25 protein-coding genes and 1 tRNA gene are annotated in these 25808 nt (G+C 49.9%); 15 read left to right on the forward strand and 11 right to left on the reverse strand.

What is annotated here, in order from left to right; genetic code table 11:
- Nucleotides 1–31 precede the first annotated feature (31 nt).
- The 4 genes from AC6I1F_RS08985 to AC6I1F_RS09000 all read right to left on the reverse strand — a co-directional run bounded on the left by AC6I1F_RS08985 (nucleotide 32) and on the right by AC6I1F_RS09000 (nucleotide 4296).
- Complete coding sequence (locus AC6I1F_RS08985; RefSeq protein WP_497801754.1) at nucleotides 32–598, reverse strand: hypothetical protein; 567 nt, start codon at nucleotides 596–598, stop codon at nucleotides 32–34.
- 1696 nt (nucleotides 599–2294) lie between these two features.
- The gene (locus tag AC6I1F_RS08990) at nucleotides 2295–3599 is read right to left on the reverse strand and encodes a tyrosine-type recombinase/integrase (protein ID WP_497801755.1); all 1305 of its coding nucleotides are present in this window, start codon (nucleotides 3597–3599) and stop codon (nucleotides 2295–2297) included.
- A gap of 216 nt (nucleotides 3600–3815) precedes the next feature.
- Nucleotides 3816–3909 (reverse strand) — tRNA-Ser (locus tag AC6I1F_RS08995).
- A gap of 81 nt (nucleotides 3910–3990) precedes the next feature.
- Complete coding sequence (locus tag AC6I1F_RS09000) at nucleotides 3991–4296, reverse strand: hypothetical protein (protein WP_160336188.1); 306 nt, start codon at nucleotides 4294–4296, stop codon at nucleotides 3991–3993.
- A 145-nt stretch (nucleotides 4297–4441) separates the two neighbouring features.
- Between AC6I1F_RS09000 and rbr the strand changes: the two genes are divergently transcribed.
- On the forward strand, nucleotides 4442–4981 hold the full coding sequence (gene rbr, locus AC6I1F_RS09005; protein ID WP_160336187.1) for a rubrerythrin: 540 nt from the start codon (nucleotides 4442–4444) through the stop codon (nucleotides 4979–4981).
- Here the strand turns inward: rbr and AC6I1F_RS09010 are convergent.
- On the reverse strand, nucleotides 4971–5924 hold the full coding sequence (locus tag AC6I1F_RS09010) for a DMT family transporter (protein ID WP_497801756.1): 954 nt from the start codon (nucleotides 5922–5924) through the stop codon (nucleotides 4971–4973). The genes rbr and AC6I1F_RS09010 overlap by 11 nt on opposite strands.
- 188 nt (nucleotides 5925–6112) lie before the next feature.
- Here AC6I1F_RS09010 and AC6I1F_RS09015 point away from each other — a divergent pair, with 188 nt between their 5' ends.
- The 6 genes from AC6I1F_RS09015 to AC6I1F_RS09040 all read left to right on the forward strand — a co-directional run bounded on the left by AC6I1F_RS09015 (nucleotide 6113) and on the right by AC6I1F_RS09040 (nucleotide 11233).
- On the forward strand, nucleotides 6113–6895 hold the full coding sequence (locus AC6I1F_RS09015) for a basic amino acid ABC transporter substrate-binding protein (RefSeq protein ID WP_304625213.1): 783 nt from the start codon (nucleotides 6113–6115) through the stop codon (nucleotides 6893–6895).
- Between the two features lie 77 nt (nucleotides 6896–6972).
- Nucleotides 6973–7644, forward strand: coding sequence for an amino acid ABC transporter permease (locus AC6I1F_RS09020; protein ID WP_160336184.1), 672 nt, complete (start codon nucleotides 6973–6975; stop codon nucleotides 7642–7644).
- A gap of 38 nt (nucleotides 7645–7682) precedes the next feature.
- The gene (locus tag AC6I1F_RS09025; protein ID WP_160336192.1) at nucleotides 7683–8402 is read left to right on the forward strand and encodes an amino acid ABC transporter ATP-binding protein; all 720 of its coding nucleotides are present in this window, start codon (nucleotides 7683–7685) and stop codon (nucleotides 8400–8402) included.
- Nucleotides 8403–8533: 131 nt separating this feature from the next.
- Entirely contained in the window at nucleotides 8534–9535 is a 1002-nt protein-coding gene (locus tag AC6I1F_RS09030; RefSeq protein WP_289168604.1) for an ABC transporter substrate-binding protein, read from the forward strand.
- A 14-nt stretch (nucleotides 9536–9549) separates the two neighbouring features.
- Nucleotides 9550–10449 (forward strand): ABC transporter permease, encoded by a 900-nt coding sequence (locus AC6I1F_RS09035; RefSeq protein ID WP_160336182.1) that lies wholly within the window; start codon nucleotides 9550–9552, stop codon nucleotides 10447–10449.
- The gene (locus AC6I1F_RS09040; protein ID WP_251450015.1) at nucleotides 10436–11233 is read left to right on the forward strand and encodes an ABC transporter ATP-binding protein; all 798 of its coding nucleotides are present in this window, start codon (nucleotides 10436–10438) and stop codon (nucleotides 11231–11233) included. Before AC6I1F_RS09035 ends, AC6I1F_RS09040 begins: the two co-directional genes overlap by 14 nt.
- Before the next feature lie 30 nt (nucleotides 11234–11263).
- On the opposite strand, the gene tilS is transcribed toward AC6I1F_RS09040, so the two are convergent.
- The 4 genes from tilS to cysS are packed head-to-tail and all read right to left on the reverse strand — an operon-like array spanning nucleotide 11264 to nucleotide 15738.
- Complete coding sequence (gene tilS / locus AC6I1F_RS09045) at nucleotides 11264–12706, reverse strand: tRNA lysidine(34) synthetase TilS (RefSeq protein ID WP_290432736.1); 1443 nt, start codon at nucleotides 12704–12706, stop codon at nucleotides 11264–11266.
- Entirely contained in the window at nucleotides 12690–13658 is a 969-nt protein-coding gene (locus tag AC6I1F_RS09050) for an acetyl-CoA carboxylase carboxyltransferase subunit alpha (protein ID WP_289168605.1), read from the reverse strand. Before AC6I1F_RS09050 ends, tilS begins: the two co-directional genes overlap by 17 nt.
- 9 nt (nucleotides 13659–13667) lie before the next feature.
- Nucleotides 13668–14321, reverse strand: a complete 654-nt coding sequence (locus tag AC6I1F_RS09055; protein ID WP_160336178.1) for a DNA-3-methyladenine glycosylase family protein — start codon at nucleotides 14319–14321, stop codon at nucleotides 13668–13670.
- Nucleotides 14322–14331: 10 nt separating this feature from the next.
- On the reverse strand, nucleotides 14332–15738 hold the full coding sequence (cysS, locus tag AC6I1F_RS09060; RefSeq protein WP_251569743.1) for a cysteine--tRNA ligase: 1407 nt from the start codon (nucleotides 15736–15738) through the stop codon (nucleotides 14332–14334).
- Nucleotides 15739–16104: 366 nt separating this feature from the next.
- On the opposite strand from cysS, the gene AC6I1F_RS09065 reads away from it, so the two are divergent.
- The 7 genes from AC6I1F_RS09065 to AC6I1F_RS09095 all read left to right on the forward strand — a co-directional run bounded on the left by AC6I1F_RS09065 (nucleotide 16105) and on the right by AC6I1F_RS09095 (nucleotide 21916).
- Nucleotides 16105–16653, forward strand: a complete 549-nt coding sequence (locus AC6I1F_RS09065) for a tetratricopeptide repeat protein (protein ID WP_251569742.1) — start codon at nucleotides 16105–16107, stop codon at nucleotides 16651–16653.
- 78 nt (nucleotides 16654–16731) lie between these two features.
- Nucleotides 16732–17289: a peptidylprolyl isomerase gene (locus AC6I1F_RS09070; protein WP_290432735.1), complete on the forward strand. Its 558-nt coding sequence runs from the start codon at nucleotides 16732–16734 to the stop codon at nucleotides 17287–17289.
- A 20-nt stretch (nucleotides 17290–17309) separates the two neighbouring features.
- On the forward strand, nucleotides 17310–17801 hold the full coding sequence (locus AC6I1F_RS09075; RefSeq protein ID WP_497801757.1) for a peptidylprolyl isomerase: 492 nt from the start codon (nucleotides 17310–17312) through the stop codon (nucleotides 17799–17801).
- Nucleotides 17802–18590, forward strand: coding sequence for a UDP-2,3-diacylglucosamine diphosphatase (locus AC6I1F_RS09080; protein WP_251450001.1), 789 nt, complete (start codon nucleotides 17802–17804; stop codon nucleotides 18588–18590).
- Nucleotide 18591: 1 nt separating this feature from the next.
- Nucleotides 18592–19365 (forward strand): TatD family hydrolase, encoded by a 774-nt coding sequence (locus AC6I1F_RS09085; protein WP_251569740.1) that lies wholly within the window; start codon nucleotides 18592–18594, stop codon nucleotides 19363–19365.
- Nucleotides 19362–20009, forward strand: a complete 648-nt coding sequence (locus AC6I1F_RS09090; RefSeq protein ID WP_251569739.1) for an ankyrin repeat domain-containing protein — start codon at nucleotides 19362–19364, stop codon at nucleotides 20007–20009. Before AC6I1F_RS09085 ends, AC6I1F_RS09090 begins: the two co-directional genes overlap by 4 nt.
- Before the next feature lie 41 nt (nucleotides 20010–20050).
- Complete coding sequence (locus AC6I1F_RS09095; protein ID WP_251449994.1) at nucleotides 20051–21916, forward strand: peptidase U32 family protein; 1866 nt, start codon at nucleotides 20051–20053, stop codon at nucleotides 21914–21916.
- Here AC6I1F_RS09095 and ccmI read toward each other — a convergent pair.
- A complete protein-coding gene (ccmI, locus tag AC6I1F_RS09100) occupies nucleotides 21906–22802 on the reverse strand; it encodes a c-type cytochrome biogenesis protein CcmI (protein ID WP_251569738.1) in 897 nt (298 codons plus the stop codon). The two genes, AC6I1F_RS09095 and ccmI, sit on opposite strands and share 11 nt — an antisense overlap.
- Nucleotides 22803–22862: 60 nt before the next feature.
- Nucleotides 22863–24485, reverse strand: coding sequence for an ammonia-forming cytochrome c nitrite reductase subunit c552 (locus AC6I1F_RS09105; protein ID WP_251449990.1), 1623 nt, complete (start codon nucleotides 24483–24485; stop codon nucleotides 22863–22865).
- 452 nt (nucleotides 24486–24937) lie between these two features.
- Between AC6I1F_RS09105 and AC6I1F_RS09110 the strand changes: the two genes are divergently transcribed.
- A complete protein-coding gene (locus tag AC6I1F_RS09110; RefSeq protein ID WP_251449988.1) occupies nucleotides 24938–25720 on the forward strand; it encodes a peptidylprolyl isomerase in 783 nt (260 codons plus the stop codon).
- Nucleotides 25721–25808: the final 88 nt, after the last annotated feature.

Below are 25808 nucleotides of genomic sequence, written 5' to 3' on the forward strand. Positions count from 1 at the left end.
CTTAGTCGCTCGATTTGCTCGGGGCTTAAACTTAACTGTCTAATTCCTTCAATAAAATTATTGAAGTCGGGGGGGGGGGTAGAAATGACAAGTCAGTATATTCACCGACTTTTTGTCCGACACCTAAATTTTTCTTTGAAACGTAATAAACCGAAATTTGATGCTGTAACTGTCCGAGTTCATCACGGAATCCGGTCATGCCGATGGCAATAACATCCGTATAGCTTGTGTGATGAAGCAGCGCATTCGCATAATGAACGGCCCCGTTGACAGCGTAAGATTTAATATTTTGGTAATTAGGTTCTCCTTTGCTTTTTGTGTTGTCAACGTTTCCGGCAGCATCAAGCTTCACTAGTTTGTCTTTATAACCCTTGTATTCGATAAGGATAGGCCAGTAGTTTAATTCCTTGTCTTGTAAAAGCAGTTTTGCGTCGGGCCGGTTACCTCCTTTTCCGCCGCTTTTTGACAAGTATTCATCTAAGGCGTTATCTATCTCGGAGTTAAGACTTTCTTGTTCCAACTTGTAGTCAAGTCCATAAGATTTCAACCAGCCGTTAGCCAGATCAGCAATATTAGGTTCAACAGATTTTGTTTTCATAAATTTCTTGATGGGGAATATTTAATGTTTTGCTGACAATATTAATCGAACCTAAGCGCAATGTGCACAGCTTCTCGCAGTGTGCGGTGTTGACCACAAGCCGTTAGGCGAAGCCCGGCTGTGGACGACACCGAGGTAGAGACGCCGAAGGCGAAAATCCGGCTTTGCTTCTAAAAAGCAACGCTCTGAGTTTGCGCAGCAAACTATCCTTTTCGGGAGGGTAAAATACATCGAAATCAACACTTAAGTTGTTTGCAAACAACTTTTTCTCAATACAACGATTTTTTACCCTCCTAAAAAGCGCTCGAACCTGAGCACGATTTCTGACACCGCTCACTACAGCCAGTTTTACGCAAGCGTTCGGGCGTGAAATGTGTACAGCTTCTCGCAGTGTGCGGTGTTGACCACAAGCCGTTAGGCGAAGCCCGGCTGTGGACGACACCGAGGTAGAGACGCCGAAGGCGAAAATCCGGCTTTGCTTCTAAAAAGCAAAGCTCTGAGTTTGCGCAGCAAACTATCCTTTTCGGAAGGGTAAAATACATCGAAATCAACACTTAAGTTGTTTGCAAACAACTTTTTCTCAATACAACGATTTTTTACCCTCCTAAAAAGCGCTCGAACCTGAGCACGATTTCTGACACCGCTCACTACAGCCAGTTTTACGCAAGCGTTCGGGCGTGAAATGTGCACAGCTTCTCGCAGTGTGCGGTGTTGACCACAAGCCGTTAGGCGAAGCCCGGCTGTGGACAACACCGAGGTAGAGACGCCGAAGGCGAAAATCCGGCTTTGCTTCTAAAAAGCAAAGCTCTGAGTTTGCGCAGCAAACTATCCTTTTCGGGAGGGTAAAATACATCGAAATCAATACTTAAGTTGTTTGCAAACAACTTTTTCTCAATACAGAGATTTTTTACCCTCCTAAAAAAGCGCTCGAACCTGAGCACGATTTCAGACACCGCTCACTACAGCCAGTTCTGACGCAAGCGTTCGGGCGTGAAATGTGCACAGCTTCTCGCAGCGTGCAGCGTTGACCACAAGCCGTTAGCCGAAGCCCGGCTGTGGACAACACCGAGGTAGAGACGCCGAAGGCGAATATCCGGCTTTGCTTCTAAAAAGCAAAGCTCTGAGTTTGCGCAGCAAACTATCATTTTTGGGAGGGTAAAATACATCGAAATCAACACTTAAGTTGTTTGCAAACAACTTCTTCTCAATAGGACGATTTTTTACCCTCCTAAAAAGCGCTCGAACCTGAGCACGATTTCAGACACCACTCACTACAGCCAGTTCTGACGCAAGCGTTCGGGCGTGAAATGTGCACAGCTTCTCGCAGTGTGCGGTGTTGACCACAAGCCGTTAGGCGAAGCCCGGCTGTGGACAACACCGAAGTCCAAAAGCCGAAGGCTTCAAATCAGGTTTTGCAAAGCAAAACCTCCCGAAAAGCTGCTCACAGCTTTTCAAAGCCGAAGGCAAAGCGAGTTGAAAATCCTTAAGGATTTTCAAAGGGGTCTGGGGAAATTATTTCCCCAGACGAAAGACAGAAAAACAGTTAATGCAGGATCGCCTTCGGGTGCAAATTCTAGAGACTAGAATTTGACCCAAAGGCCAACCACCGCACTTCGCGCGGTCAAACTAAAGTTTGGGTTTATCCTGCCCACCGCTTCGCGGTCGAAACCTGCGGTTTCGGGGTTGTAAAGTGACGTTATTTTTTCGGAAGAAAACTACAGCAAAACTCTCCCCATTCCTCCATAATCCTGCGTCGTTCGTGTTCCATTTTGCTGCGATCGTAAGCACCCTTGTACGGATCAGCCCGATCATGCAGTAGACAGCGCTCAACGGCTTCCTGATCGAACTTCTTGTTATTTCCTAGCTCGTCGTCCTTTGCCCATGTTCTGAAAGCAGATCGAGCGGTACCGTGTTGAGTGACGATGCACTCTTTCCCGGTTCTTGAGGATTTTTCTTTATCAATCCAGCCGATCTGATCAATCATTTTTCTCCGAACGTGTGCTTTGCGGATGACTTGATTCATAGCCATATCCGAATAAGGCTTCCCGTAGGCGTTGCAAAAAACATATGGGCTTTCAGAAAATCTTGGAACTCCTTTGATAAGTTGGACGGCGGCAGAATTGAGGTAGATAGTTCGTTCCCGGTTTAAATCTTTTGCCTTATCGTCTTCGAGAGGAATGTTCCAGATTCGTTTTTCTAAATCAAAATCGTCCCATTTTGCATTTCTGATAGCCTTTGATCGTGCTGCCAGGAAAATTGATAGAAGAAGCATTTCTGACGACCGGCTGTGTAAAGCTGAAATTTCCTGGACGAAGTGGGGAATTTCGTGGAAGTCCAACCCGGAAAAATTTTCTTCTTCCTTGCGAGTTTTTTCATACGGCTCCATAAGGACGCCCAGTGCGCCATTCCAATCAGCAGGATTTTCTCTGTTTTGTCTGAGACGCAAAGCAATAGACCAGCGGAAAACGGCACGTACATCAGCAAGAACTTTTGATGAAGTTGAGGGGCTCCTGTTCCAAATCGGAAGCAGCATATTTCTAATATCCTCCGGCTCAATTTCATCAATTTTCATTTCTCCTATATGTGGGAAAACATGGTTGTGAAAACGACTGAGCGTGTTGGTCTCACCTTTTTGGTTATATCGCCAATAGTTTCCGGCTTTTCTTTCAGCAACCCATTGGGTGGCAGCATCGGAAAACGTTAATTGCTTTCTTTTCTTTTCTTCAGCAGCCTTTTTTCGAGCCAATCGTTTTTCTTCAGCAGGGTCCTCGCCTAAAGCAATCCTTTTGAGAAGATCATTTGCCAAGGCTCTAGCATCAGCTAAAGACAATGAGTCAGCGGAACCTAATGAAATCGTTTTTCGTTGACCGTTAACGCTATAACGAAGAAAAAATTTCTTTATTCCTTTTTCAATGCGCAACTGTAGGCCCTTGCAGCCGGAAACTGTGAAGCGACCGTCGTCCTTAATTTTTTTAATTGCAATCGCACTTGTCAGAATCATTTTTACCCTTAAATTCTAAAGTGTTTTTTGCGTTTCTCAGGTGTTATTTAGGAACCAAAATTGGTTCCTAAATAGGAACCATTTTGTTCGCGATTCAATGAATATCTATGACATCCAATGATATCCAATGACATAACGGAACAGGAGGAAACGCCCGTCGTTATTGGCATTATAGATATTCAATGATAGTCAATGAGGGCTTATGAAATAACGTGATGGCGGAGAAGGAGGGATTCGAACCCTCGAGACCGGTTTTTGCCAGTCTGCACCCTTAGCAGGGGTGTGCCTTCAGCCACTCGGCCACTTCTCCGCACAACTGATCGAACGATCAAGAGAGCCGTATTCTATAGGCAATTTTTATTTTTTGCAAACCCTCCGAACTTTTTGATTTCTACTTCTGTGCCTGGCCGCCTTCTACACAGTGAAACCGTATCACGGCCGAAGCTCTCTGCGCCTGATAATCAAAGATCCTGTTCTTGTCCGTCACGTAATACACCTGAGGCACGAGACCCTCTTTTATTCCTTTGCAGTAAAGAGCAGCCTGATCCTTTAACCCTTGTACAACAACCTCGCCTTTCATCGTAAAGTCGAAATATCCGGATATCTCATAGTCATTCTGACCAATCTGCTGAGTCGACCAGCTGCAGGCGCATAAACTGACCGCCGCGCAAAAGAGTAAAAAAATATTTCTCCGCATTTTTGAAAATGTCCGTAAATTGTGATGCCGCATCCTATTATTGAGCAAACTGATTTGTCTCTTATTGTTAAAACGCCCTTTTTGGTTTATAACGCTCAAAGATTTTTTATATTTCATCCCCTTATCTATAAAAAGGAGTCATCAAATGACAAAACCTTTAGCCGGTACAAAAACCGAGAAAAATCTTTGGACAGCGTTCGCTGGTGAATCTCAGGCTCGTAATAAATACGACTACTTCGCCGGCGTAGCCAAGAAAGAAGGCTTCCAGCAGATCGCGGCAATCTTCGAAGAAACCGCTGCTAACGAAAAAGCACACGCCAAAATTTGGTTCAAGGAACTTCAGGGTATCGGCAACACAGCAGAAAATCTGAAAGCAGCTGCCGGCGGCGAACACTACGAATGGACCGACATGTACGAAACATTCGCTAAGGACGCTGAAGAAGAAGGCTTCCCCGAACTCGCTGCTAAATTCCGCGGCGTCGGCGCAATCGAAAAACATCACGAAGAACGCTATCTCAAGCTTCTGAATAACATCGAAATGCAGAAAGTCTTCGAAAAGAGTGAAATCGTTATGTGGCAGTGCCGTGAGTGCGGCAACCTTGTCATCGGCCCCCGTGCTCCTGAAGTCTGCCCTGTCTGCTCTCACCCGCAGGCTTACTTCCAGCTGCAGGCCACTAACTTCTAATCTTCGCTTTATGCTCGGCTTCCGCGTCTCTGAAACACTTCAGTGACAGCGATACGCCGACTAGAAGAATGATAAGACCCAGAACAAGCGTCCAATCGGGCGCTTGTTTTCTATATATGAGTGTGTAAATCACCGAAAAGATTGTCTCAAAGACAATCATCTGACCGCTGAGCGCAACAGGAAGCCGAGCGCTCATCAGATTCCAGAGCGCCATGCCGCCCCATCCGCACGCAATCCCGGCAACAAGAAGAAGGAAAATAAACAGCCCGGGAGTCGGCCCGAGCAGCGACTCCCCAGCCTCAATCCGCTCAGCACTCATCACCAAAAAGATCAGCAGCGTCGCGGGAAAAATGCTTGCTCCCTGAACCGTTGTCCAAACGACAGGCGGAACCTTGGGATGAAGAATCAGCCACTGCCCGTTCTTAATCGGAAACCAAGTCCATAACAGCATGGAAATAAAACTGAAAGTAAAGCCGATCCAGTAATCGCTCGCCGACATACTGTCCCGAACCATCGAAAACTCTTCTATGTTTCCAACCCACAAACCGAGAAGAATCAGAAGAAGCGGCGGAATCAGCTTTTTCCAGGGAAGCACGATCCCGTTGCCCGCACGGTTGGAAAGCAGCGCAACGTTAAGCGGAATAAGCGCCATCAGCATTCCGGAAGTAGGAACGCCTGCCATGCGGATGCCTTGAGTCAAAAAGGCGTAATAAACCGCATTCCCGAAAAAGGAAAGACAAAACGCCCATAGCCAGTCCCTGAGCGTGAGCTGCCCAAGATAGCGGCGAAAGCAGTAAATCATCACAAGGCTCGCAGCCCCAAATACTGCAAACCGTGACATTGCAAGAGAGATAGGATCATAGCTCGGCAGCAAAAGAGGAATGATATAAATCAGCCCCCAGAGCGCACAGCCCGCGACACCGTAAAAAACACCAAGCCACACAGAAACCTCCCAAGTCCGTCCCTAATCTGCGATCACCTGACTTCTGGTCCGGAAAATCCTCCGGAGCAGCATAAACCTATCGAATTATCTAATCATTTGTCATCAAATAACGTCTTATTAAATTAAACTAGGGACAATGTGTACTCGTTCCCCTCCAAGGGAACATTTATTAATTTATTAGGATTGTGATGTTTAAAAGAACACTCTTGACCTTACCCCTGGCCGCAGTTTTGGGCGCCTCGCTCCTTTCCGGATGCGGTGACAAAAAAGCTGAGACTGCATCTGCGCCTGCTCAGCAGCAGGTTCTCCGCATCGGTACGAACCCGACTTTCGCGCCGTTTGAATTCCAAAGCCCCAATTCCAGCGAACTGACTGGTTTTGACATGGATTTAGCTCGTGCGCTCGGAAAAGAAATGGGCCGTAAGGTTGAGCTCGTCAATCTCGGTTTTGACGGTCTGATCCCTGCTCTCGGCGCAGGCAACATTGACCTTGCAATCTCCGGTATGACAATTACCGAAGCTCGCAAGAACGCTGTCGATTTCTCCGACCCCTATTACACCGCCGGTCTGATCATCATGGTTCGTCCTGATGACAACCGCATTAAAGGCATCAATGACCTGCAGGGCAAGAAGATCGGCGTACAGATCGGTACCACCGGCGCTAACAAGGCGCTGACTATCAAAGGAGCTGAAGTCAAACAGTTCAACAACGCTGATGAACCCAACCTTGAGCTTGCCAATAAAGGCGTGGACGCTGTGATCAATGACCAGCCGGTTATCGCTTACTATCTGGTCAGCCAGGGCGGCGAAGGCAAAGGTAAGATGGTCGGTGAAATCATGGAAGCTGAACTTTACGGCATAGCCGCTAAGAAAGGCAACCAGGCTTTGATCAAACAGGTCAATGAAGCCCTTGCCGCACTGAAGAAATCCGGCGAATACGACAAGATTTACAAGAAGTGGTTCGGCGCTTAATCCGAAAAGTCTGACAGTGGCAGGAACCTATGTTCCTGCCGTTCTCATATCTTCATCTTTGATTTGAAATAATAACAATGGCTGTGGATCTGAACCTAAGCATTATTACAGACAACCTGCCTCTCCTCCTAAAAGGCGCAGGCGTTACACTCGAAATCACCGCACTTGCTGTCGGACTCGGTCTTCTGATCGGTATGTTCGTCGGTGTCGCCAGACTTGCAAACAATAGACTGATCCGCGGACTCGCCGCTGTCTACGTTGACTGTATCCGAGGCACTCCTCTGCTGGTACAGATTTTCATCGTCTACTTTGCCCTGCCTCAGCTTATCGGCCACCGTATCGACCCGTTTATGGCCGCCGTCGGAGCCTGTTCCATTAACAGCGGCGCCTATGTCGCAGAAATCTTCAGAGCCGGTATCCAAAGTATCGACAAAGGACAAATGGAAGCGTCCCGCGCACTCGGTCTCAGCTGGTTCAAAGCAATGCGCTTTGTCATCATGCCGCAGGCGTTTAAACGCATTATTCCGCCGCTCGGCAATGAATTCATCGCCATGCTGAAAGACTCGTCTCTTGTTTCTGTGATCGGCTTCGAGGAACTGACAAGAACCGGTCAGCTGATTATTTCCAGAACATATGCGTCCTTCGAAATTTGGACGGCCGTTGCGATCATCTACTTGGTCATGACAATAGCTATCTCCAGATTAGTTGCTCTTCTTGAGAAACGCTTTAACAAAGGCAGAAAGAATTAATTATGAGTACAACCCAGACAACATCTGAACCGCGCACAATGATTAAAGTCGAACACCTCAGTAAGAAGTTCGGCGATGTCACGGTCCTTCACGACGTCAACCTCGAAGTTAAGGAAAAAGAAGTCGTTGTAATTATCGGACCTTCCGGAAGCGGTAAAAGTACCATCCTGCGCTGCCTGAACCATCTCGAAGTGCCCAGCGGCGGCAAAATCACAATCGACGGGATTGTGCTCGAGGAAGGAGCAAACCTGAACGCCATCCGCCGCGAGGTCGGGATGGTTTTCCAGCGCTTTAACCTCTTCCCGAATATGTCGGTCCTCGAGAACATCATGCTCGCTCCGATGCAGGTCAGAGGAAAAACAAAGGAAGAAGCCAAGGCAAAAGCAATGGCGCTTCTCAAACGAGTCGGTCTTGAAAATAAAGCCGACTCAATGCCTGATGAGCTCTCCGGCGGTCAGCAACAGCGAGTCGCGATCGCCCGAGCACTCGCCATGAATCCTCAGGTCCTTCTTTTTGATGAACCGACCAGCGCGCTTGACCCGGAAATGGTTAAGGAAGTTCTCGACGTCATGAAGTCGCTTGCCCGTGAAGGCATGACAATGGTCGTTGTCACGCATGAAATGGGATTTGCTAAAGAAGTCGGAGACCGTGTTCTTTTCGTCGATAAAGGCGTCATCTTGGAAGAAGCTTCTCCGGAAGAATTCTTTACGAATCCGAAGAATCAGAGAACCAAGGATTTCCTTTCCAAGATTCTTTAATCCGTGCCGGACATAAAGGCGGAAATCCACGGCGATTTCCGCTTTTTTATATCTGTCCTTTTTGAGCCGTGAAATAAAATAGTTAAAATTAGTTCAATATTTCGCAAAAACTCCCAAAATAGAGTCAAAAAATGAAAATTTCTCGTTTATGCCTTTTGGCGGCATCCCTCACTGCCGCCTTCATGCTCACAGCTTGTGATGACAAGAAAGCAGCCCCTGCGGCCGCCGGCAGCACACCTGCCGCTAAGACTTACAGCATCGGCGTTGTTCAGCTCGTAGAACACAAAGCCCTTGATGCGGCAAATAAAGGCTTTGTGGACGCATTAAAGACCCGCGGCTTCGAAGAAGGAAAGAACGTGAAGTTTGACTTCCAAAACGCACAGGCTGATCAGTCCAATCTGAGAAATATTGCTCAGCGATTTGTCAGCAATAAAGTTGATCTGATCGGCGCGATCGCGACGCCGGCCGCTCAGACAATGGCGAACGCTACCCGTACGATTCCGATCGTCGCAACCGCCGTGACAGACTTCGAAATCGCAAAGCTCGTTAAATCCAACGACAAGCCCGGCGCCAACGTGACCGGTTCTTCCGACATGGCCCCGATCGGTGATTTAGCGGATCTCATTATCAAGATTTATCCGAACACTAAAAACGTCGGCGCTATCTACTCTTCAAGCGAAATTAATTCCGAACGCCAAGTCGGTATCTTTAAAGATGAAGCAAAAAAACGCGGACTCAACGTGCGTGAGGCAACAGTGTCCAGCGTGAACGATATTCAGCAGGCCACACAGAGCTTGGTCGGCAAAGTCGATGTCCTCTACTCCCCGACGGACAACACCATCGCTTCGGCAGTCCCCGCGCTGATTAAGATCACTGAACCCGCTAAGCTTCCGGTATTTGCCGGTGAAGGCGGCATGGTTAAATCCGGCGCCACCGCCGCTATTGCGGTTGACTACTATGAACTCGGCAAGATCGCCGGTGACATGGCCGCCGACATCCTCGAAGGAAAGGCTAAGCCCGAATCAATGCCGATCCGCTTCCAGAAGGATTTCAAAACGCTCTTTAACGAAACTTCCGTTAAGAATCTTGATCTGAAGATTCCCGCGGATGTTAGCCACGAGATCGTTAAGTAGTAGAAGGTTTTTGAATGCAGGATTTAATTATTTCGACAGTCTCTCAGGGACTGCTCTGGGCCATCATGGCGCTTGGCGTGTTCCTGACCTTCAGAGTTCTTGATATCGCCGACCTGAGTGTGGAAGGAACGTTCCCGCTCGGTGCGGCGGTCGCGGCAACCCTGATCGATGCAGGTCACTCCGTCTGGCTCGCAATGCTTATGGCGATCATTGCCGGCGCTATTGGCGGAACGGTAACCGCGCTGCTCACAACAAAGCTTAAAATTCCGGCCCTTCTCGCCGGTATTCTGACCATGATCGGACTCTACTCGGTCAACTTAATGGTTATGGGCAAAGCGAACGTACCGCTGCTTCGCGCTGATACTGTCTTTACGATGACAATGGACGCTTTCGGCGTCTCTCAGACAGTAGCGACTCTTATTGTCGGGATTGTGGCAACCGCCGCTGTCGGCTTTGTCATGTACTGGTTCTTCGGCACCGTCCTCGGTACCGCGATCCGTGCCACCGGCTGCAATGCCCAGATGGCAAGAGCCCAGGGCGTCAATACCGATATCATGGTCATTCTCGGCCTGCTGATCAGTAATGCGCTGGTCGCGCTCTCCGGCGCGCTCGTCGCTCAAAGCAACGGCTTTGCGGACGTCGGCATGGGAACGGGTACCATCGTCATCGGTTTGGCTTCCGTCATTATCGGTGAAGTGCTTTTCGGCACAAGAAGCTTTAAGAACTGGCTGATCTCTGTTGTTCTCGGCTCCATTATCTACCGTATCGTCATTGCGGTTGTTCTGGAGCTTGGTATGCCGCCGAACGATCTCAAACTCTTTACCGCCGTACTTGTTGCGATCGCACTTTCTCTGCCGCTGGTAAAAGGCAAATTCGCCATTCTGAAAAAAGGAGAAAACGATGCTAGAGATTAAAGATCTGAGAAAAACGTTTTTTCCGCATACGCCAAACGAGAAAAAAGCGCTCCGCGGCGTCAATCTGACACTCGAGGAAGGTGACTTCGTCACAGTTATCGGCTCCAACGGTTCCGGCAAATCTACACTGATGAACTGCATCGCAGGCGTGTTCTTCCCGGATAAAGGTTCGATCCGAATCAACGGAGACGATGTCACACGCATGCCGGAACATATTCGAGCACGCTACATCGGTCGCGTCTTTCAAGACCCGATGAAGGGTACAGCCGCAGAAATGCAGATTGCCGAAAACCTTGCCATGGCAAGCAGACGCGGCAAACCGCTTTCGCTTCGCTGGAGTTCAAGCGCCAATCAGATTGAGGAGTTCAAAGAACTGCTCAGGGAGCTTGATCTTGGTTTGGAGAACCGTCTCGAAACGCGTATCGGAACGCTTTCAGGCGGTCAAAGACAGTCCATCACGCTGCTTATGGCAACTCTGGTTCGTCCGAAACTTTTGCTGCTTGATGAACACACGGCGGCCTTGGATCCGAAAACCGCGGAAAAGGTTCTTGAACTCACGCAGAAACGTGTCTCCGAGGGACACCTCACGACACTTATGATCACGCATAACATGAGGGACGCGCTGCGCTTTGGCAACCGTCTCATCATGATGCACGAAGGCCGTGTCGTCGTAGATGTCGGCGGAGAAAAGAAAAAGAATCTGACCATCCAATCGCTTCTTGAGCTCTTTGAGAAGGCAAGCGGAGCAGAATTCGACAATCCTGAGGCGCTGCTGACGCCTTAACAGTACAGCCGGCGAACGCCGGCTGTTTCTTTATAAAAGACTGAGTTCGGGATTTTTTACGAACTCCATGCTGTACTTCTCACTTCCGTCATCATCTAGTTTTTCTCGGATTTCTTCTCCGAGTCGGGCGGCAAAGATGAGTTTTCCGTTACGCCATATCAGAGGAAGATGAGCTCTTTCAAAATCCGGGATCTTGGCTTCTTTGTAGAGAACCTTGATTTTTTTAGACGGACGGAACGGATGAATCTTTAATTTCGCGCTGCCGCTTCTCGTTTTAACCGTCAGCGGCATAGCCTTTAAATACGTTTCATTAAAGCCTTTGGGATTTTTTTTTAATACCAGCCTGCCGTCAAAACCTGGAAGATCAATACTTTCTTCTCCCTGCCATTGAATAACGAGCTCCGGAATCGTTTCCTGCTTTTCCTTTGCCGTAATCATCAGTCGGGCTCCGTAGCGGCGCACCTCTTTATCATTAGACGTAAAAAGGAGCACGCTCTGTTTGTCCGTCTCTTTAATTTGTCTCAGAATTTCCAGAAGTCGATTTCTCTGCAGCGGCTTAAGTCCATGAAGACTGATCCATAAGCGAAGCAGTCTTGTCTGACGAGCAGCAGACAGTTTGAAGAAACGATCAAGCAAAATGAATCCGGTCTCATGCTCGCTCACCTCTTTCAGATCTTCCGCCGCTGTCTCCCTTAATATCTGTGAGGCTTCCGCTACGAGTTCTATGCTGCGCTGGGCGGCCGTCTTAAAGCCGGGACGAGCCTTTTCCATCTCCGGAATCACAATGTTTCTCAGAGCGTTACGCAGATAAGCCGTATCTTCATTGCTTTCGTCTTCCACCCATTGGAGATGTTTCTTGGCGGCGTACTCTTCGAGTTCTTTGCGCGTGAACGCCAAAAAAGGACGTGCGATAACTACGCCGCTGTCCGCCTTGAGAGCGGGCATTGCGGATAAACCTTCGGGACCCGCGCCCCGCATCCACTGAATGAGGAAGGTTTCAATCTGATCGTCGAGATGATGCGCGGTTAATAGTGCTGAAGCACCCTGCTCTTTAAGAACTTCTTCGAGGACTCGATAGCGCTCTTTTCTGGCAGCGGCTTCTATACCTTCGCCGGAAGACACAACTTTGACCTTGCGCAGGACAAATTCCGCGCCGAATTTTTTCGCGGTATCTTGGCAGAATTCTGCCCATGCTCCGGCATTCTTAGAGAGACCGTGATGAACGTGGACCGCGGTAATGCGTCCGAATTTCTTATCTTTAAGACGAGTGACCGCGTGAAGAAGGACCGTGGAATCAAGGCCGCCGGAAAAGGCGACCACCACATTGGGAAGCGGGTTTTGGCTTGCGATCTCAAGCCTTCTGTCTTTATCAGACAGTTTCCCGGAAATTGCTGCCAGCGACTCACTCACTCGAGTGGTAATCGCCGGCGTTCTGTGTCGTTTAGCAGTTTTGATATCAGGCTTCGGTGACATATTTCCCGTAATCCATCAGCTTCTGATGGCGTTTTTCAAGGAGTTCCTCCACACTCAGATGTTTGAGCGTGCGAAGCGAATCATTCAGCGAGCGCTTCAGATTCTGCGCCATCAGTTCAGGATCACGGTGCGCGCCGCCGAGCGGCTCCTCTACGATTTTATCAATGAGCCGACCTTCAAAAAGCTGAGGCGCGGTCAGTCCGAGCGCTTTGGCCGCGTCCGGCGCCTTTGCGGCGCTCTTCCACAGAATTGAGGCGCAGCCCTCGGGCGAAATAACGGAGTATGTGGAATACTGAAGCATCTGGACGATGTCGGCGACCGCGATTGCAAGCGCGCCGCCTGAGCCGCCTTCACCGATGATCGTTGTAATAATCGGCGTCTTCAGCTGACTCATCACATAGAGGTTGTGTCCGATCGCTTCCGACTGTCCGCGCTCTTCGGCACCAATGCCGGGATAAGCACCCGGGGTATCCACAAAGGTGAAAATCGGCATGCGGAACTTCTCTGCGGTCTGCATCAGGCGAAGTGCCTTACGATAGCCTTCAGGTCGGCTCATACCAAAGTTTCTCAGCGTACGCTCTTTGGTGTCTCTGCCTTTCTGATGACCGATCACCATCACGGGTTCACCGTTAAAGCGCGCCATCCCGCCGACGATCGAAGCGTCGTCCGCATAAGCTCTGTCTCCGTGCAGCTCATGAAAATCGGTGAAGAGCATGCGAATATAGTCGAGCGTATAAGGGCGCTGCGGATGACGCGCAAGGAGTGAAATATCCCAGGGCGAAAGCTTGGCAAAGATATCCTTGAGCAGTTTGAGCTTCTTTTTCTCCAGTCGATTGATATCGCTCTGAAGCTCCATGCCTTCGGATTTTTCATTCATTTCCCGAAGCTCCTGAATTTTTTCTTCGAGCTGAGCTACGGGTTTTTCAAATTCCAAATAAGTAATTTTTGTCATTTTTTGCCTTTAATACTGAACCGGAGCGTTATTCAGACTTCGCCACAGATACCACGTCGCCGCGGTTTTCCATGGCTCCCAACGCTGCACAACGGGAAGAATTTTATTCTGACGTTCTGACGCTGAAAGACTGTCAAATTCTTCGCCTGCGAAGTAAGCTCTGCCGATTGCTTTTACAAAGCCGTAGTCTAAAAGAGGCGAAACGTTCGGACGCCGAAGCGCAAAAATTAGAAACATTTCTGCAGTCCATCGGCCGATTCCCTTAATGGTGCAGAGCTCCTTTATCAGCTCTTCATCGGAAAACTCTTCAAAATGATTGACTACGTCCTGCCGCTCGGAAAAATAGCGGCATATGTCATAAATAAAATCTGTTTTACGTTCGGAAAGACCGGCAGCGCGCAGCGTTCTGCGATGCTTTCTGCGAATGACTTCCGGGTCTAGATTCGGACAGGCCGCGGCAAAGCGATTCCAAATGTTCGCCGCGGCTTTTACTGATATCTGCTGACCGACCACCGAGCGCAAGAGCGTCTCAAACGGATCGCCGCGGCAGATCAGGTGAACGTCCGGACTCGATTCAATGAGCGCGGCCATCACCGGATCGGCGGCCGAGAGTTCTCTCTTAGCCTGATCCCACCACTGCGGCTTATCGTCTGTCGCTGCCATAAAACACGACCTATGCGGAAGGCTGACCCTTACGCCATGTGGTCACGCCTCCGGGCGCATCTTCAAGAATGATGCCTTTATCGCTGAGCTCTTTACGAATCTCATCGGCGCGCGCCCAGTTTTTTGCCGCTTTGGCTTCTTTACGCTCTTGAATCATGGATTCGACCCAAGCCTCGTCGACTTCGGCCACAGCGCCTTTCACAAACACTTCCGGATCCAGCTGAAGAATACCGAGAACTTTGCCAAGTTCTTTAAGCTGTCTAGCAAGAGCGGAAGACTTCGTCGCGTTCACTGCGTTAGCGAGTTCAAAGAGAACAGCCACCGCGCCGGCGGTGTTGAAATCCTCGTCCATCGCTTCTTTGAAACGCTTGGCGTGCTCTTCATTCCAGTCAAGCGGCTGATCATCCGCAGCGGTGCTCTTGAGCGCGTTGTAAAGGCGCATCAGACCTGCGTGAGAGTCCTCGACAAGCGCCGCGGAGAAGTCAATCGGGCTGCGGTAATGAGACTTCAAAAGGAAGAAGCGCAGTGTTTCGCTGCCGTTCTTTTCGCCGTAGTGCTCATTGGTTTCCTTCATCGCGTCGCGAATCGTCCAGAAGTTACCGAGAGACTTGCTCATTTTCTCGCCATTCACACGAAGCGGACCGGAATGCATCCAGGTGTTGACAAACTTCTTACCGTTTGCGGCTTCGCTCTGAGCGATTTCATTTTCATGGTGCGGGAAAAGCAGATCCGGACCGCCGCCGTGAATATCGAACGTTTCTCCAAGCAGGTCGCAGCTCATCGCCGAGCATTCGATATGCCAGCCGGGACGTCCCTTGCCCCACTTAGAATCCCACATCGGCTCACCGGGTTTAGCGCTCTTCCAAAGCGCAAAGTCCAGCGGATCTTTCTTAGCCGCGTCAACCTGCACGCGTTCTCCGGGCTGAAGCTCGTCGACTTTCTTGCCGGAGAGGCGTCCGTACGGAGCAAACTTGCGAACGGAGTAATCCACGTCGCCGTTTTTATCCTGATACGCGTAGCCTTTTTCTTCCAACGTCTCGATCAGAGCAAGCATCTTAGGAATGTACTGTGTCGCTCTCGGTTCTACCGTCGGGCCCAAGCAGCCGAGATTTCTGAAGTCTTCCTGCATGCGCTCTGTATATTTCTTAGCCAGTTCTTCAGGAAGCACGCCGCGCTCAGCTGCGCGTTTAATAATCTTGTCGTCGATATCGGTCACGTTGCGGATGAACTTGACGTCATAGCCGCTTGCCTGCAGCCAGCGGCGAATCACGTCAAACGCGATAAATGTTCTGCCGTGTCCGATATGGCAGTCGTCATACACCGTCACGCCGCAGACATACATCCCGACTTTTCCGGGTTCGATCGATTGAAACGGTTCTTGCTTGCGCGTCAGTGTGTTGTAGATTTTTAATGCCATCTTTACCTTCTTTAAGGTTGTCAACGGACAGTCTGCAGTCCGCCCAGGATAATTTTTTGATTTTATCAGACAGGTCCGTAACTCTCCGCGTGAGAAATGCAATTTCAGGCGTCTTCGGAATCCGTTCGCTCAATAAATTCGACAATTGACAAAAGTCACTGCGGAAAGACCAGAATGACTCAAGTTTCCATGCACGGAGCCGCTATTAATCTTTACTGTGAGAAGGCCGCTTGATGAAGAGCGCCTCAAAAGCAAAAAATCATATTCTTTTGTTAACAAAATTTGTTTTCAGCCGAGCTTGAGATTTTGGCTAAAAAATCCGTCTAACATTAAAATTCTTGGCATTTAATTCAATAAGGTTAAGTAATGCGCTTGGCAAAATTATTGGTCACTTCCGCTCTTTCCCTCGGATTATTTTCCGCTGCGGCTTATGCTCAGGATGCCGTGCCGCTTTTCGGAGACAGTACGCCTGAAATTATTAATCCGGCCCGCTCGGTTAATCAGCTCATTTCCCGCGGTAAATATAAGGATGCGCTCGAGCTGGCCGATAAGGAACTCGCAACCAACCCCCAGAACCTGAATCTTCGCTTCCTGCGCGGCGTTATCTTCGCTGATACGAACAGAACAGAGGAAGCAAAAACGGTATTCGAGCAGCTCACGCGTGAGTACCCCGAAGTCGCCGAACCCTACAACAACCTTGCCGTGATTTATGCGAGCGAAGGAAACCTCGGCTATGCGCAGAAACTTCTTGAAAGAGCGATCCAGAACAGCGCGATGAACGCTACAACATACCAAAACCTTGGCGATATCTATCAGGCTAAGGCGCTTCAGATGTTTGAGAAATCCTCAAGACTGAATCCGAAAAATGCCACTCTGAAAAAGAAAATAAAGGCACTCAAAGAGATAGACGAATAAGCCTTTGCCTGCTACGGGTGCAATGAATTACCAGAGAGTCAATACCGACTCAGAATTTTTGATTTGGACAAAAGAAATATGAACGCAACAAAAAAAATCGTCGCAGCCGTCCTGCTGAGTGCAGCCTCTGCTGCGTCCTTTGCCGCTCCGATGGTTGAAATCAACACCACGGAAGGAAAAATTGTCGTTGACCTCAACAGCAAAGCGGCTCCGGTCACGGTCGATAATTTCCTGAAATACGCCAATTCCGGTTTTTACAACGGAACCATCTTCCACAGAGTCATCAATAACTTCATGATTCAGGGCGGCGGCTTTACCAAAGACATGAACCAGAAGAAAACCGGCGCCCCGATCAAACTCGAAGACAAGAACGGTCTTAAAAACACCGTCGGCTCTATCGCGATGGCAAGAACCAATGACCCGAACTCCGCGACAAGTCAGTTCTTCATCAATCTGAAGGACAACGACTTTTTAAACGGCGACTCTTCTAAGGACGGCTATTCAGTTTTCGGAAAAGTTGTTCAGGGCATGGACGTAGTCCGCAAAATCGGCCGCACGCCGACCACCAGCCGCGGATTCTATGATGACGTTCCTTCCAGACCCGTTATTATCGAAAGCGTTAAAGTTCTTAAGTAATTATTTATAAGGAAAAAGAAATGATTCGTTTAGAAACAAATTTCGGCAACATCGACATCGAACTCGATTACAAGAATGCACCGGTCACTGCGGAAAACTTCGAGCAGTACGTCAAAGACGGTCACTATGACGGTCTGATTTTCCACCGCGTCATCCCCGGCTTCATGATCCAGGGCGGCGGCTTCAAGCCCGGCATGGATGAAGTCCCGACACGTGATCCGATCCGCAACGAAGCCAACAACGGTCTTTCCAACGAGAAGTACACCATCTCCATGGCCTGTACAATGGATCCGCACTCCGCTTCCGCTCAGTTCTTCATCAATGTGGCTGACAACAAGTTCCTTGACTTCAAGAGCGAAACCATGAACGGCTGGGGCTACGCCGTATTCGGCAAAGTTGTCGCCGGTTTTGACGCAGTCGATAAAATCGCTGCTGTCCGTACCGGCCGCGTCGGCTACTACGACGATGTTCCCAACGAAGACGTCATTATCAAAAAAGCTGAGGTTATCTAAGTGGCATTAAGCGCAGCGGCACCTTCGGAAATTTGTGTTTCCAAGATTCCTGTTCTTCTGAACCCGGTGTTTATCGCGGACCTTCATCTCTCGAACGACAAACCGGCGACTAAGGAAGCTTTTCTAAAGTTTCTTAAAACGGACGCCGCTCGCTTCAGCGAGCTTGTCATTCTCGGAGATCTCTTTGAGTTCTGGGCCGGAGATGATATGGCTGAGCAGTATGTCGACGTGATCAGCGCGCTGAAGCAGTACTTCAGCGACGGACATCGAATTTATCTCATGCACGGCAACCGCGATTTTCTGCTCGGCGCGGATTTCGCCGCTTCGATCGGCGCGCAGATTCTCTGCGACCCGATCACGGTTCAGATCGGTCGGGAAAAAGTCCTCTTGTCTCACGGCGATGCCTGGTGCACGCTTGATCATGATTATCAGCAGTTCCGAAGCACGCTGCGCGATCCGGCGGTACAGAAGCAAATCCTCAAGGAAGAGCTGAAGTATCGCGTCGAACTGGCCAACGGACTTCGCTCACAAAGCAAAGCCGATAACCAAAAGAAAGACGCCGCATATATGGATGTGGTCGTTTCCGAAGTCGCGAAGTCACTTCGCTCCGCAGGATGCAAAGTCGTCATCCACGGCCATACGCATAAGCCCGCTCACCATACGCATGTGAACGAGGACTCGCGTTTTGACCGCTGGGTACTTCCCGATTGGGACTTCGAGAACGGCAATCAGCGCGGCGGCTATCTGAGCTTTGAAAACAACTATATTCATTTCGGACACCTGAGCTGAAATGCTGATCGATTCACACTCTCACATTGACAGCGACTGCTTTGCGGACATGCTGCCCGAGCTCTTTGAGCGCATGAAGAAAGCGGATGTCGCTGGAACTCTGATCGCGGGCTGTTCGCTTCACGAATATGAACGCGGTCTGAAATTCACGCAGGAGCATGCCAATACTTGGTATGCGGTCGGCGTTCATCCGAGTACGCATGACGATCCTCATGAGGCGTCAATTGAAGAACTCGTCGAATTGTCCAAACCGGAGAAAATCGTCGCGATCGGTGAATGCGGTCTTGATTACTACTACGAAGAAGCGCCGTATGACGATCAGAAGGAGCGCTTTGCGCGGCACGTAGAGGCCGCAAAAATCGCGAAACTGCCCCTGATCATCCACTCAAGAGACGCGAAAGAAGACACGATGGACATTCTTCGTTCGCACGGCGCCGATCAATGCGGCTTTGTACTTCACTGCTTCACCGGTGACAAAGAAATGGCGCGGGCGGCGCTTGACCTTGGCGGATATATCTCTTTCTCCGGCATTGTCACCTTTAAGAACGCCGCTCAAATCCAGGATGTCGCCTCCTGGGTACCGGAGGATCGCTTCCTTGTGGAAACCGATTGTCCGTATCTTGCTCCGATCCCGTATCGCGGCAAACAAAATGAACCTTCCTACGTCAGATTGGTCGCCGAGAAGGTCGCCTCACTCAGAGGTGTTTCACTTGACGAGGTCGCTGACGCCTCGACGAGAAACTTTTTTAAGCTTTTCAGCAGAGCTAAATTATGATTTTGAAGCATTTTTCTGCGGCAGCTGCCGCCCTTTTATTCAGCGTGTCGGCTTATGCCGGCAGCTATGATGAAGCGATAACAGCAGCCGTCACCAACGACGCAGACACACTTGCGCCCCTTTTAGAAAAAGGCCTGGATCCCAACACGGCAACGACTGGCGGAACAGGTGAGCCGTTGCTTATGCTTGCGATTCGCAACCATTCCGGGAAAGTGGTCGATCTGCTTTTGAAGCAAAAAAATCTGAAGATTGATCAGGGCAACGCGCTGAACGAGACGCCGCTTATGATCGCGGTCTTCTTAAAAGACAACCCGCTCGCCAAGAAGCTGATCGCCAGAGGCGCGAACGTTAATAATCCGCGTCATTGGTCTCCGCTTCACTATGCCGCCTCTGCCGGCAATAAAGATATGGTCGCCTATCTGATCAGCAAGGGCGCGGACGTTAACGCGCGTACCCTGCGCGGCATCACGCCGCTCTACATGGCAGCGCGCGAAGCCGACGCTAAAACCGTCCAAATGCTTCTACAGGCCGGCGCTCGCAAGGATTTCTGCACCAATGACGAACTCGCGCCGTACGACATCGCTAAACAGCGCCGTAATTCGGAAGAAGTGCTGAAACTGCTCGAATACGATCACTGCCGTTAAAAACCATCTTTTTACGGAGCCCGCATGCGGGCTCGTTTCTTATGAACAATATCCTCGAACTTCTCGCGCCGTGTAAAACCGCGGACATCGGTATTGAAGCCTTCAAACACGGAGCTGACGCCGTCTATATCGGCGGCCCGCTTTTCAGCGCGAGAGCCAACGCCGGCAACAGCATCTCGGAAATTGAACGGCTGTGCGCTTTCGCACACCGCTTTAACGGCCGCGTCTATATGGCGCTGAACACTATTTTCAGCGACAGGGAGCTCGAAGAAGCGGCCCGGCTTGCGCATGAGGCATACGACGCAGGCGTTGACGCCCTGATTGTTCAGGATATGGGTCTGCTCATGTGTGATCTTCCGCCGATTCAGCTGCATGCGTCCACTCAGTGCGATATTCGTACGGTGGAAAAAGCGCAGTTTCTCGAATCTGTCGGCTTCTCTCAGATCGTGCCGGCGCGGGAGCTCACGCTTGAAGAAATCCAAGAGATGTCACAGGCGCTCACCCATGCGAGGATCGAATTCTTTATTCACGGCGCGCTCTGCGTCAGCTACAGCGGTCAATGCTACGCCAGCCAGGCCTTTAAAGGCAGAAGCGCCAACCGAGGCGACTGCGCGCAAATCTGCAGACTCCCCTTTGATGTACAGGAAGAGAACGGAGAGACGCTGTGCCGCTCCAGACACGTTCTTTCCCTGAAAGACAACAATCAGTCAGGCAACCTCGAAGCGCTGATCAGAGCGGGCGTCAGAAGCTTCAAAATCGAAGGACGCTACAAAGATCTCTCCTACGTTAAAAACACTACCGCTTTCTATCGCAGAGAAATCGACCGTTTTATCGAAACGCATCCGGAATTTGAACAGGAAAGCGACGGCCGCGTAACCTTAAATTTCGAGCCGTCACTCGAGAGCGCTTTTAATCGAGGCGCGACCGACTACTTTACAAACGGCAGAAGCGACAGGATGAGTGCCGCGGATACACCGAAAAATTCTGGTTCTGTGATTGGTTCGGTGAAATCCGTATCCAGAAACTCATTTACTGTAAAAACCAAAGAAGAACTTCATAACGGAGACGGTTTAACCTTCTTCAGCGACACGGGCGAACTTTCCGGTTTCCTGATTAATCGAGCCGAATTTATCGACGAAGGCCTCTGGGAGGTATTTACGCGCGAACCCTGCGTCTCCATTCCGGGATTAAAACCCGGTCTCAAACTCATGCGCAATAAGGACGCGCAGTGGGTCAAAAAGATGAATGCAGAAACCGCGCTTCGCAAAATCCCGATCCGTATTGAAGCCAAGATGGATGACAGGGGACTTACGCTTTGCGCTGAAGACGGTCAGCACCATCGGGCTGAAATCCGAAGTGACGCGGATCTTGCGGACGCAAAAAACGAAGAACGGGCCAAGGAGCAGCTGCTCAGCTCGTTAAAGAAACTCGGAAACTCCGACTTTACTGCCTCTGATGTTTCGCTTCAGTGCGAAGCGGTGAAGTTCCTCCCCGCCTCCGCCATGAATCAGCTCAGACGAGATTTAATTAAAAAGCTGGAAAAGGAACGCCTTGCCAAGCGTCCGATCCTTCAGAAGGCTTCTGAAAACAGCGCCCAATATCCGATTCAGGAACTCGACTATCACGCCAATGTGATGAATAGCAAAGCACGTGAGTTTTACGAGAAACACGGCGCGCATATGAATCAGGAAGCTTTTGAAAAAGGACTCGGCGACACGGAGGCAGAAGTTATGCGCTGCCGCTACTGCATACGGCACGAAATGAATATCTGTCCGAAGCAGGCCAAAGCCAGAGGCGAGAAGATTAAGCCGACACCTCTTGTTCTAAAAAGCGGAAAAATTAAGATGACCGCCTACTTTGACTGCAAGCGCTGTGAGATGTCGCTCAGAGCGCATGTCAGCGAATAAACATCGAACCGAAACTCATAGATTCCCGATTGCGGGCATCCGATATCGCGTCGAGGATTTGAGCGGCTCGGGGGGACTCTCGTCCGATCAGTTCAAGAAGCGTGCTCCAATACCGCACTGCGGTACGGTAATCACCTAATGTGTAAGCCGCGCTTCCGCCAATCTCAAGAATATGCGTGTCTTCAGGCGCAATCGTGAGCGCTCGTTCAATTTCTTTCATTGCATTGCCGCTTTGCATCGGGTCATGCGTGTCAAGCATCAGAAGCGCTCTCTGAAGAATGTGACCGGGCTCAGACGCAACGCCTCGGGGAGAATATTCAAAGGCCTTGTTCATCGCTTCCAGCGCCTTGCTCGGCTCTTGTCGGGAAGCATGATAGTTTGATAAGAACACCCAGGCGCGGACGTCCTTAGGAGATTCTTTAAGATATTTTTGAACCGTTTTGGCGTACGACGCGTCATATTGTTCTGTCTTCTGCGCGTTCGGTGTTCCGCAGTAGTTATTTAGCGACGGATTGGCAAATAGAAAATAGAGGCTCAGCGCAAGAATCGGAAGCAGCAAAAGAATTGCTTTTGATGCGCAGTCGGACCATATCGGAGCGGTTACCGAGAGAGCATCATCTGTGGCGTTTTCTTCAAGCGCTCTGCGTTCAACCTCACGCACAGCGCTTTCAAACTGCATCTGAGTAATGCGGCCGCAAGCGAGATCGGCGTTAAGTTCGTTTAGTTCGTCGCGATAGACGATTCGGTTCAGCGTAAGCGCGTCGGAAGCTGAGTCGCTGCGGCGCTTTGCCGAAGATTTAAAGCCGCGCCAGACGGCGGCTTCCAAAATAAGTAAAAGACCGACAGCCGCTCCGTAAAACAAAATTTGGGACATGTTGTCGGTCATAGTTTTCTCCTGAGCACTGTCCCGCTCGGGCGGGACAATGCTGTGGGTTAATGCAGAAGCTTACTTGGCGGCTGCGGGAGCTGTTTTAGCAGCGACCGCGTCGCGAAGAAGTTTCGTTGCCTGCTGAGAAGCCTGAACAGACTTAGCTAAAGAAGCCTTCGCCTGAGGCATATTGTGGAACCAAGCGCCGTTGGCGGCAGTCCACCATTCCCAGTTGGTGTGCGCAACAGAGTGCAGATCCTGAGCCTGTTTGATGACATCGGGGCTGACGCCGGCGTCTTTAGCCTGACGGAACGCGATGAACATCTGATTCATCGAACCTTCGGCTTCGCGCAGTTTGCCCATGTAATGAGCGTTCATGGAGTCAAGCACGCGGTTCATCTGAGCTTCGCTCTTATCTTTGTGGCACTGCAGGCAGGTTTCCTGGATATAAGCTCTCGGAGTCGTTGCCCAGTGAGATGTATAGGCGTTTCCGTTCGCATCTTTGACCTTCGGCATATGGCAGGCAGCGCAGCCGATACCGAGTTTGTCATGCTTGGAATTCCAGAAGATTTCAGCATCCGGATGCTGCATCTTTGTCAGAAGCGCACCGGTCTGATTGTGCTTGAAGTCCTTGAAAGAAGCGTGTTTGTAGAAATCATCGATCTTCGTGACGTCAACCAGCGGGAAGAGATTCGTACGCGGATCATCCATCTTAATGGGCTTGCCGGTCGAGGGATCTGTACCCGGGTTGCAGTTGTATTCAACGTGGCACTGAGCGCACATCAATTTGCTGTCAGACTTTCCGAGGATAGCAATCTTGCGGGTAAAGCCGCGCAGACCCATATCCTTCACTTCGATCGGTGTCTTGTTAGCCGATTCCGAATACAGAGTCGGATAGTCGGTGCGTGTCATCGCCTGGATCAAAGCGTCTCGAACAACACGCGGTTTAGCGCTGTGCGGATCATGACACATATTGCAGTTCACAGAGTGATTGATGTTGTGTACCAGATCGACCGGATTGGAAGCTCTGCTCCACTTGGCTCCGGCTTTAGGATCACCAAGGTAGGCCCAGTCCATCATGACGTCAGTCGATTTACAGGTCCAGCAGACGGGATTGGCGGCTGCGGCTGTACCGGGCTTATGCGGCTTCTGAGCGTTGCCTTCGACGGTGTCGTTCAGCTTTTCCCATACGCCGAAGAATCCGCCTTCGTCACCGCTGAAGAGCCAGCCTTCTTTGGGCTCAAAACGTCCGCCGAAAGCGCGGTCGCAAATGAACTGGTCGACGGCGGCAAACGCATGAGATCTCGGCAGATCATGCTCCTTCACAAAGCCGTGCGCTCCGAGCGCTTCGTCAAAGAAGGGGTTCGGCGCGATGTTGCCGTAATTCTTCTTGGAGTCACGCGCAGTGCGGTGATAATTAACTTTGTACATCGAATCGAACTGGTTCTGATGACAGGTGCCGCACTGCTGCGGGTTCATCGAAACGGTCGGATGCTGTTTCTGATTCTTCAGATGTTCGGCAGTACCATCATGGCAGGTTGTGCAGGCCAGCTGTTCATGTTTGGATCCGCTGTGCATTGCGCCGATATTGGCATGACATGCTGTACAGTTGGCATCTGCTGCCGGAGCCGCGTATGCGCTGCCAAAGAAACCGAGCAGTGAAAGGGCGGCCGCAAGGGGTAGAAATTGTAGTTTTCTCATAGTTAGGCCTTAGGATGTATGCAACAAAAGGGGCTACTGCAGGTTTAAGTTTCTCGTAAGAATTGAATAATGAAAAGAGGAATACCCACAAATAACCGACGGGTACCTCCTTAGTAATAGATGTATATCCTCCTATTTGTCTGATCATTACGTCTCTTAAAAAATTTCTTCTATGCTGTTCGTCTTGGAGGTCATCTACAGATCGCTATTCAAAGAAAATGACAAATGAACAAACTTCGCTCTCCTGCCGGCTTCCATCTCTGAAGCTCAAACAAATCAATCTCCGTCCGAAGTCGGCCAAACTTTTGCGGTTTCGTTGGCGAGAAAAATGAAAAAAATTGTCATTTGCTGAAAATAATTTGATAGTTAATCCTATTTGGGCATGACTCCTCAGCATTTATCCTGCAACCGTCCTAGAATCGAGTTGCTATTAATTCATCGGTGAACTTGAAATGATTAAAACAAAACTTTTTATTGCCTCTGTGCTGGCTTGTGCTGCATTTACGGTATCCGCTCAGAATATCGCAACTGTTAACGGCAAACCGATTCCAAAGAGCCTGCAGGATCAGTGGATCGCTCAGCTCATTGCTAACGGCGGTAAAGACACTCCTGAGGCACGCAAGCAGATCACAGAAAACCTAGTCGCAAACGCGCTGGTAGAACAGGAAGCGGATAAACGCGGCATCACCAAAGATCCGAAAGTTCAGTTCGCGCTTGACTATGCTCGCTTCCGTATTCTTCAGGAAGCGGTTCTGCGTGATGAACTTGCAAAGCATCCGGTCACAGACAAAGAAGTTAAAGACCGTTATGACCGGGAAAAAGCCGCTTTAGGCAGCCAGGAATTCGACGTAAGCCATATTCTTGTCAAAGACGAGAAGACCGCGAAAATGATTGAGGACAAACTTGCTAAAGGCGGCGACTTTGCTGCTCTTGCCAAAGAGTACTCAATTGACCCGGGCGCTAAGGACAACGGCGGCGAGCTTGGCTGGAACCGTCCTGCCGTGTTTGTCTCTTCCTTTGCCAACGCGGTTAAAGGCATGAAGAAAGGCGAAGTCAGCAAGCAGCCCGTTCAGAGCGAATTCGGCTGGCACATTATCAAAGTCAATGACATTCGCAACGCTTCCTTCCCCGACTTTGACAGCGTCAAAAATCAAATAAAGGAAGGTCTTGAATTAAAGAAGCAGCAGGAATATCTGCAGTCCCTCATGAAGAACAATAAGGTTGTTTACGAATAATTTTCGTTAGCGCTTTAATTTGTCCGACAGGCCCGGTTTTCCGGGCCTTTTTCATTTTGCGCCGGAAGGTATTTCTTTTGTATCAAGA

The sequence above is a fragment of the Parasutterella sp. St.1A3 genome (genome assembly GCF_059728705.1).

What these genes read in the sequence shown, in the direction of transcription:
- AC6I1F_RS08985 (WP_497801754.1), bottom strand. Translation starts at nt 598, where the DNA reads ATGAAAACAAAATCTGTTGAACCTAATATTGCTGATCTGGCTAACGGC.
- AC6I1F_RS08990 (WP_497801755.1), bottom strand. Translation starts at nt 3,599, where the DNA reads ATGATTCTGACAAGTGCGATTGCAATTAAAAAAATTAAGGACGACGGT.
- AC6I1F_RS09000 (WP_160336188.1), bottom strand. Translation starts at nt 4,296, where the DNA reads ATGCGGAGAAATATTTTTTTACTCTTTTGCGCGGCGGTCAGTTTATGC.
- rbr (WP_160336187.1), top strand. Translation starts at nt 4,442, where the DNA reads ATGACAAAACCTTTAGCCGGTACAAAAACCGAGAAAAATCTTTGGACA.
- AC6I1F_RS09015 (WP_304625213.1), top strand. Translation starts at nt 6,113, where the DNA reads ATGTTTAAAAGAACACTCTTGACCTTACCCCTGGCCGCAGTTTTGGGC.
- AC6I1F_RS09020 (WP_160336184.1), top strand. Translation starts at nt 6,973, where the DNA reads ATGGCTGTGGATCTGAACCTAAGCATTATTACAGACAACCTGCCTCTC.
- AC6I1F_RS09025 (WP_160336192.1), top strand. Translation starts at nt 7,683, where the DNA reads ATGATTAAAGTCGAACACCTCAGTAAGAAGTTCGGCGATGTCACGGTC.
- AC6I1F_RS09030 (WP_289168604.1), top strand. Translation starts at nt 8,534, where the DNA reads ATGAAAATTTCTCGTTTATGCCTTTTGGCGGCATCCCTCACTGCCGCC.
- AC6I1F_RS09035 (WP_160336182.1), top strand. Translation starts at nt 9,550, where the DNA reads ATGCAGGATTTAATTATTTCGACAGTCTCTCAGGGACTGCTCTGGGCC.
- AC6I1F_RS09040 (WP_251450015.1), top strand. Translation starts at nt 10,436, where the DNA reads ATGCTAGAGATTAAAGATCTGAGAAAAACGTTTTTTCCGCATACGCCA.
- tilS (WP_290432736.1), bottom strand. Translation starts at nt 12,706, where the DNA reads ATGTCACCGAAGCCTGATATCAAAACTGCTAAACGACACAGAACGCCG.
- AC6I1F_RS09050 (WP_289168605.1), bottom strand. Translation starts at nt 13,658, where the DNA reads ATGACAAAAATTACTTATTTGGAATTTGAAAAACCCGTAGCTCAGCTC.
- AC6I1F_RS09055 (WP_160336178.1), bottom strand. Translation starts at nt 14,321, where the DNA reads ATGGCAGCGACAGACGATAAGCCGCAGTGGTGGGATCAGGCTAAGAGA.
- cysS (WP_251569743.1), bottom strand. Translation starts at nt 15,738, where the DNA reads ATGGCATTAAAAATCTACAACACACTGACGCGCAAGCAAGAACCGTTT.
- AC6I1F_RS09065 (WP_251569742.1), top strand. Translation starts at nt 16,105, where the DNA reads ATGCGCTTGGCAAAATTATTGGTCACTTCCGCTCTTTCCCTCGGATTA.
- AC6I1F_RS09070 (WP_290432735.1), top strand. Translation starts at nt 16,732, where the DNA reads ATGAACGCAACAAAAAAAATCGTCGCAGCCGTCCTGCTGAGTGCAGCC.
- AC6I1F_RS09075 (WP_497801757.1), top strand. Translation starts at nt 17,310, where the DNA reads ATGATTCGTTTAGAAACAAATTTCGGCAACATCGACATCGAACTCGAT.
- AC6I1F_RS09085 (WP_251569740.1), top strand. Translation starts at nt 18,592, where the DNA reads ATGCTGATCGATTCACACTCTCACATTGACAGCGACTGCTTTGCGGAC.
- AC6I1F_RS09090 (WP_251569739.1), top strand. Translation starts at nt 19,362, where the DNA reads ATGATTTTGAAGCATTTTTCTGCGGCAGCTGCCGCCCTTTTATTCAGC.
- AC6I1F_RS09095 (WP_251449994.1), top strand. Translation starts at nt 20,051, where the DNA reads ATGAACAATATCCTCGAACTTCTCGCGCCGTGTAAAACCGCGGACATC.
- ccmI (WP_251569738.1), bottom strand. Translation starts at nt 22,802, where the DNA reads ATGACCGACAACATGTCCCAAATTTTGTTTTACGGAGCGGCTGTCGGT.
- AC6I1F_RS09105 (WP_251449990.1), bottom strand. Translation starts at nt 24,485, where the DNA reads ATGAGAAAACTACAATTTCTACCCCTTGCGGCCGCCCTTTCACTGCTC.
- AC6I1F_RS09110 (WP_251449988.1), top strand. Translation starts at nt 24,938, where the DNA reads ATGATTAAAACAAAACTTTTTATTGCCTCTGTGCTGGCTTGTGCTGCA.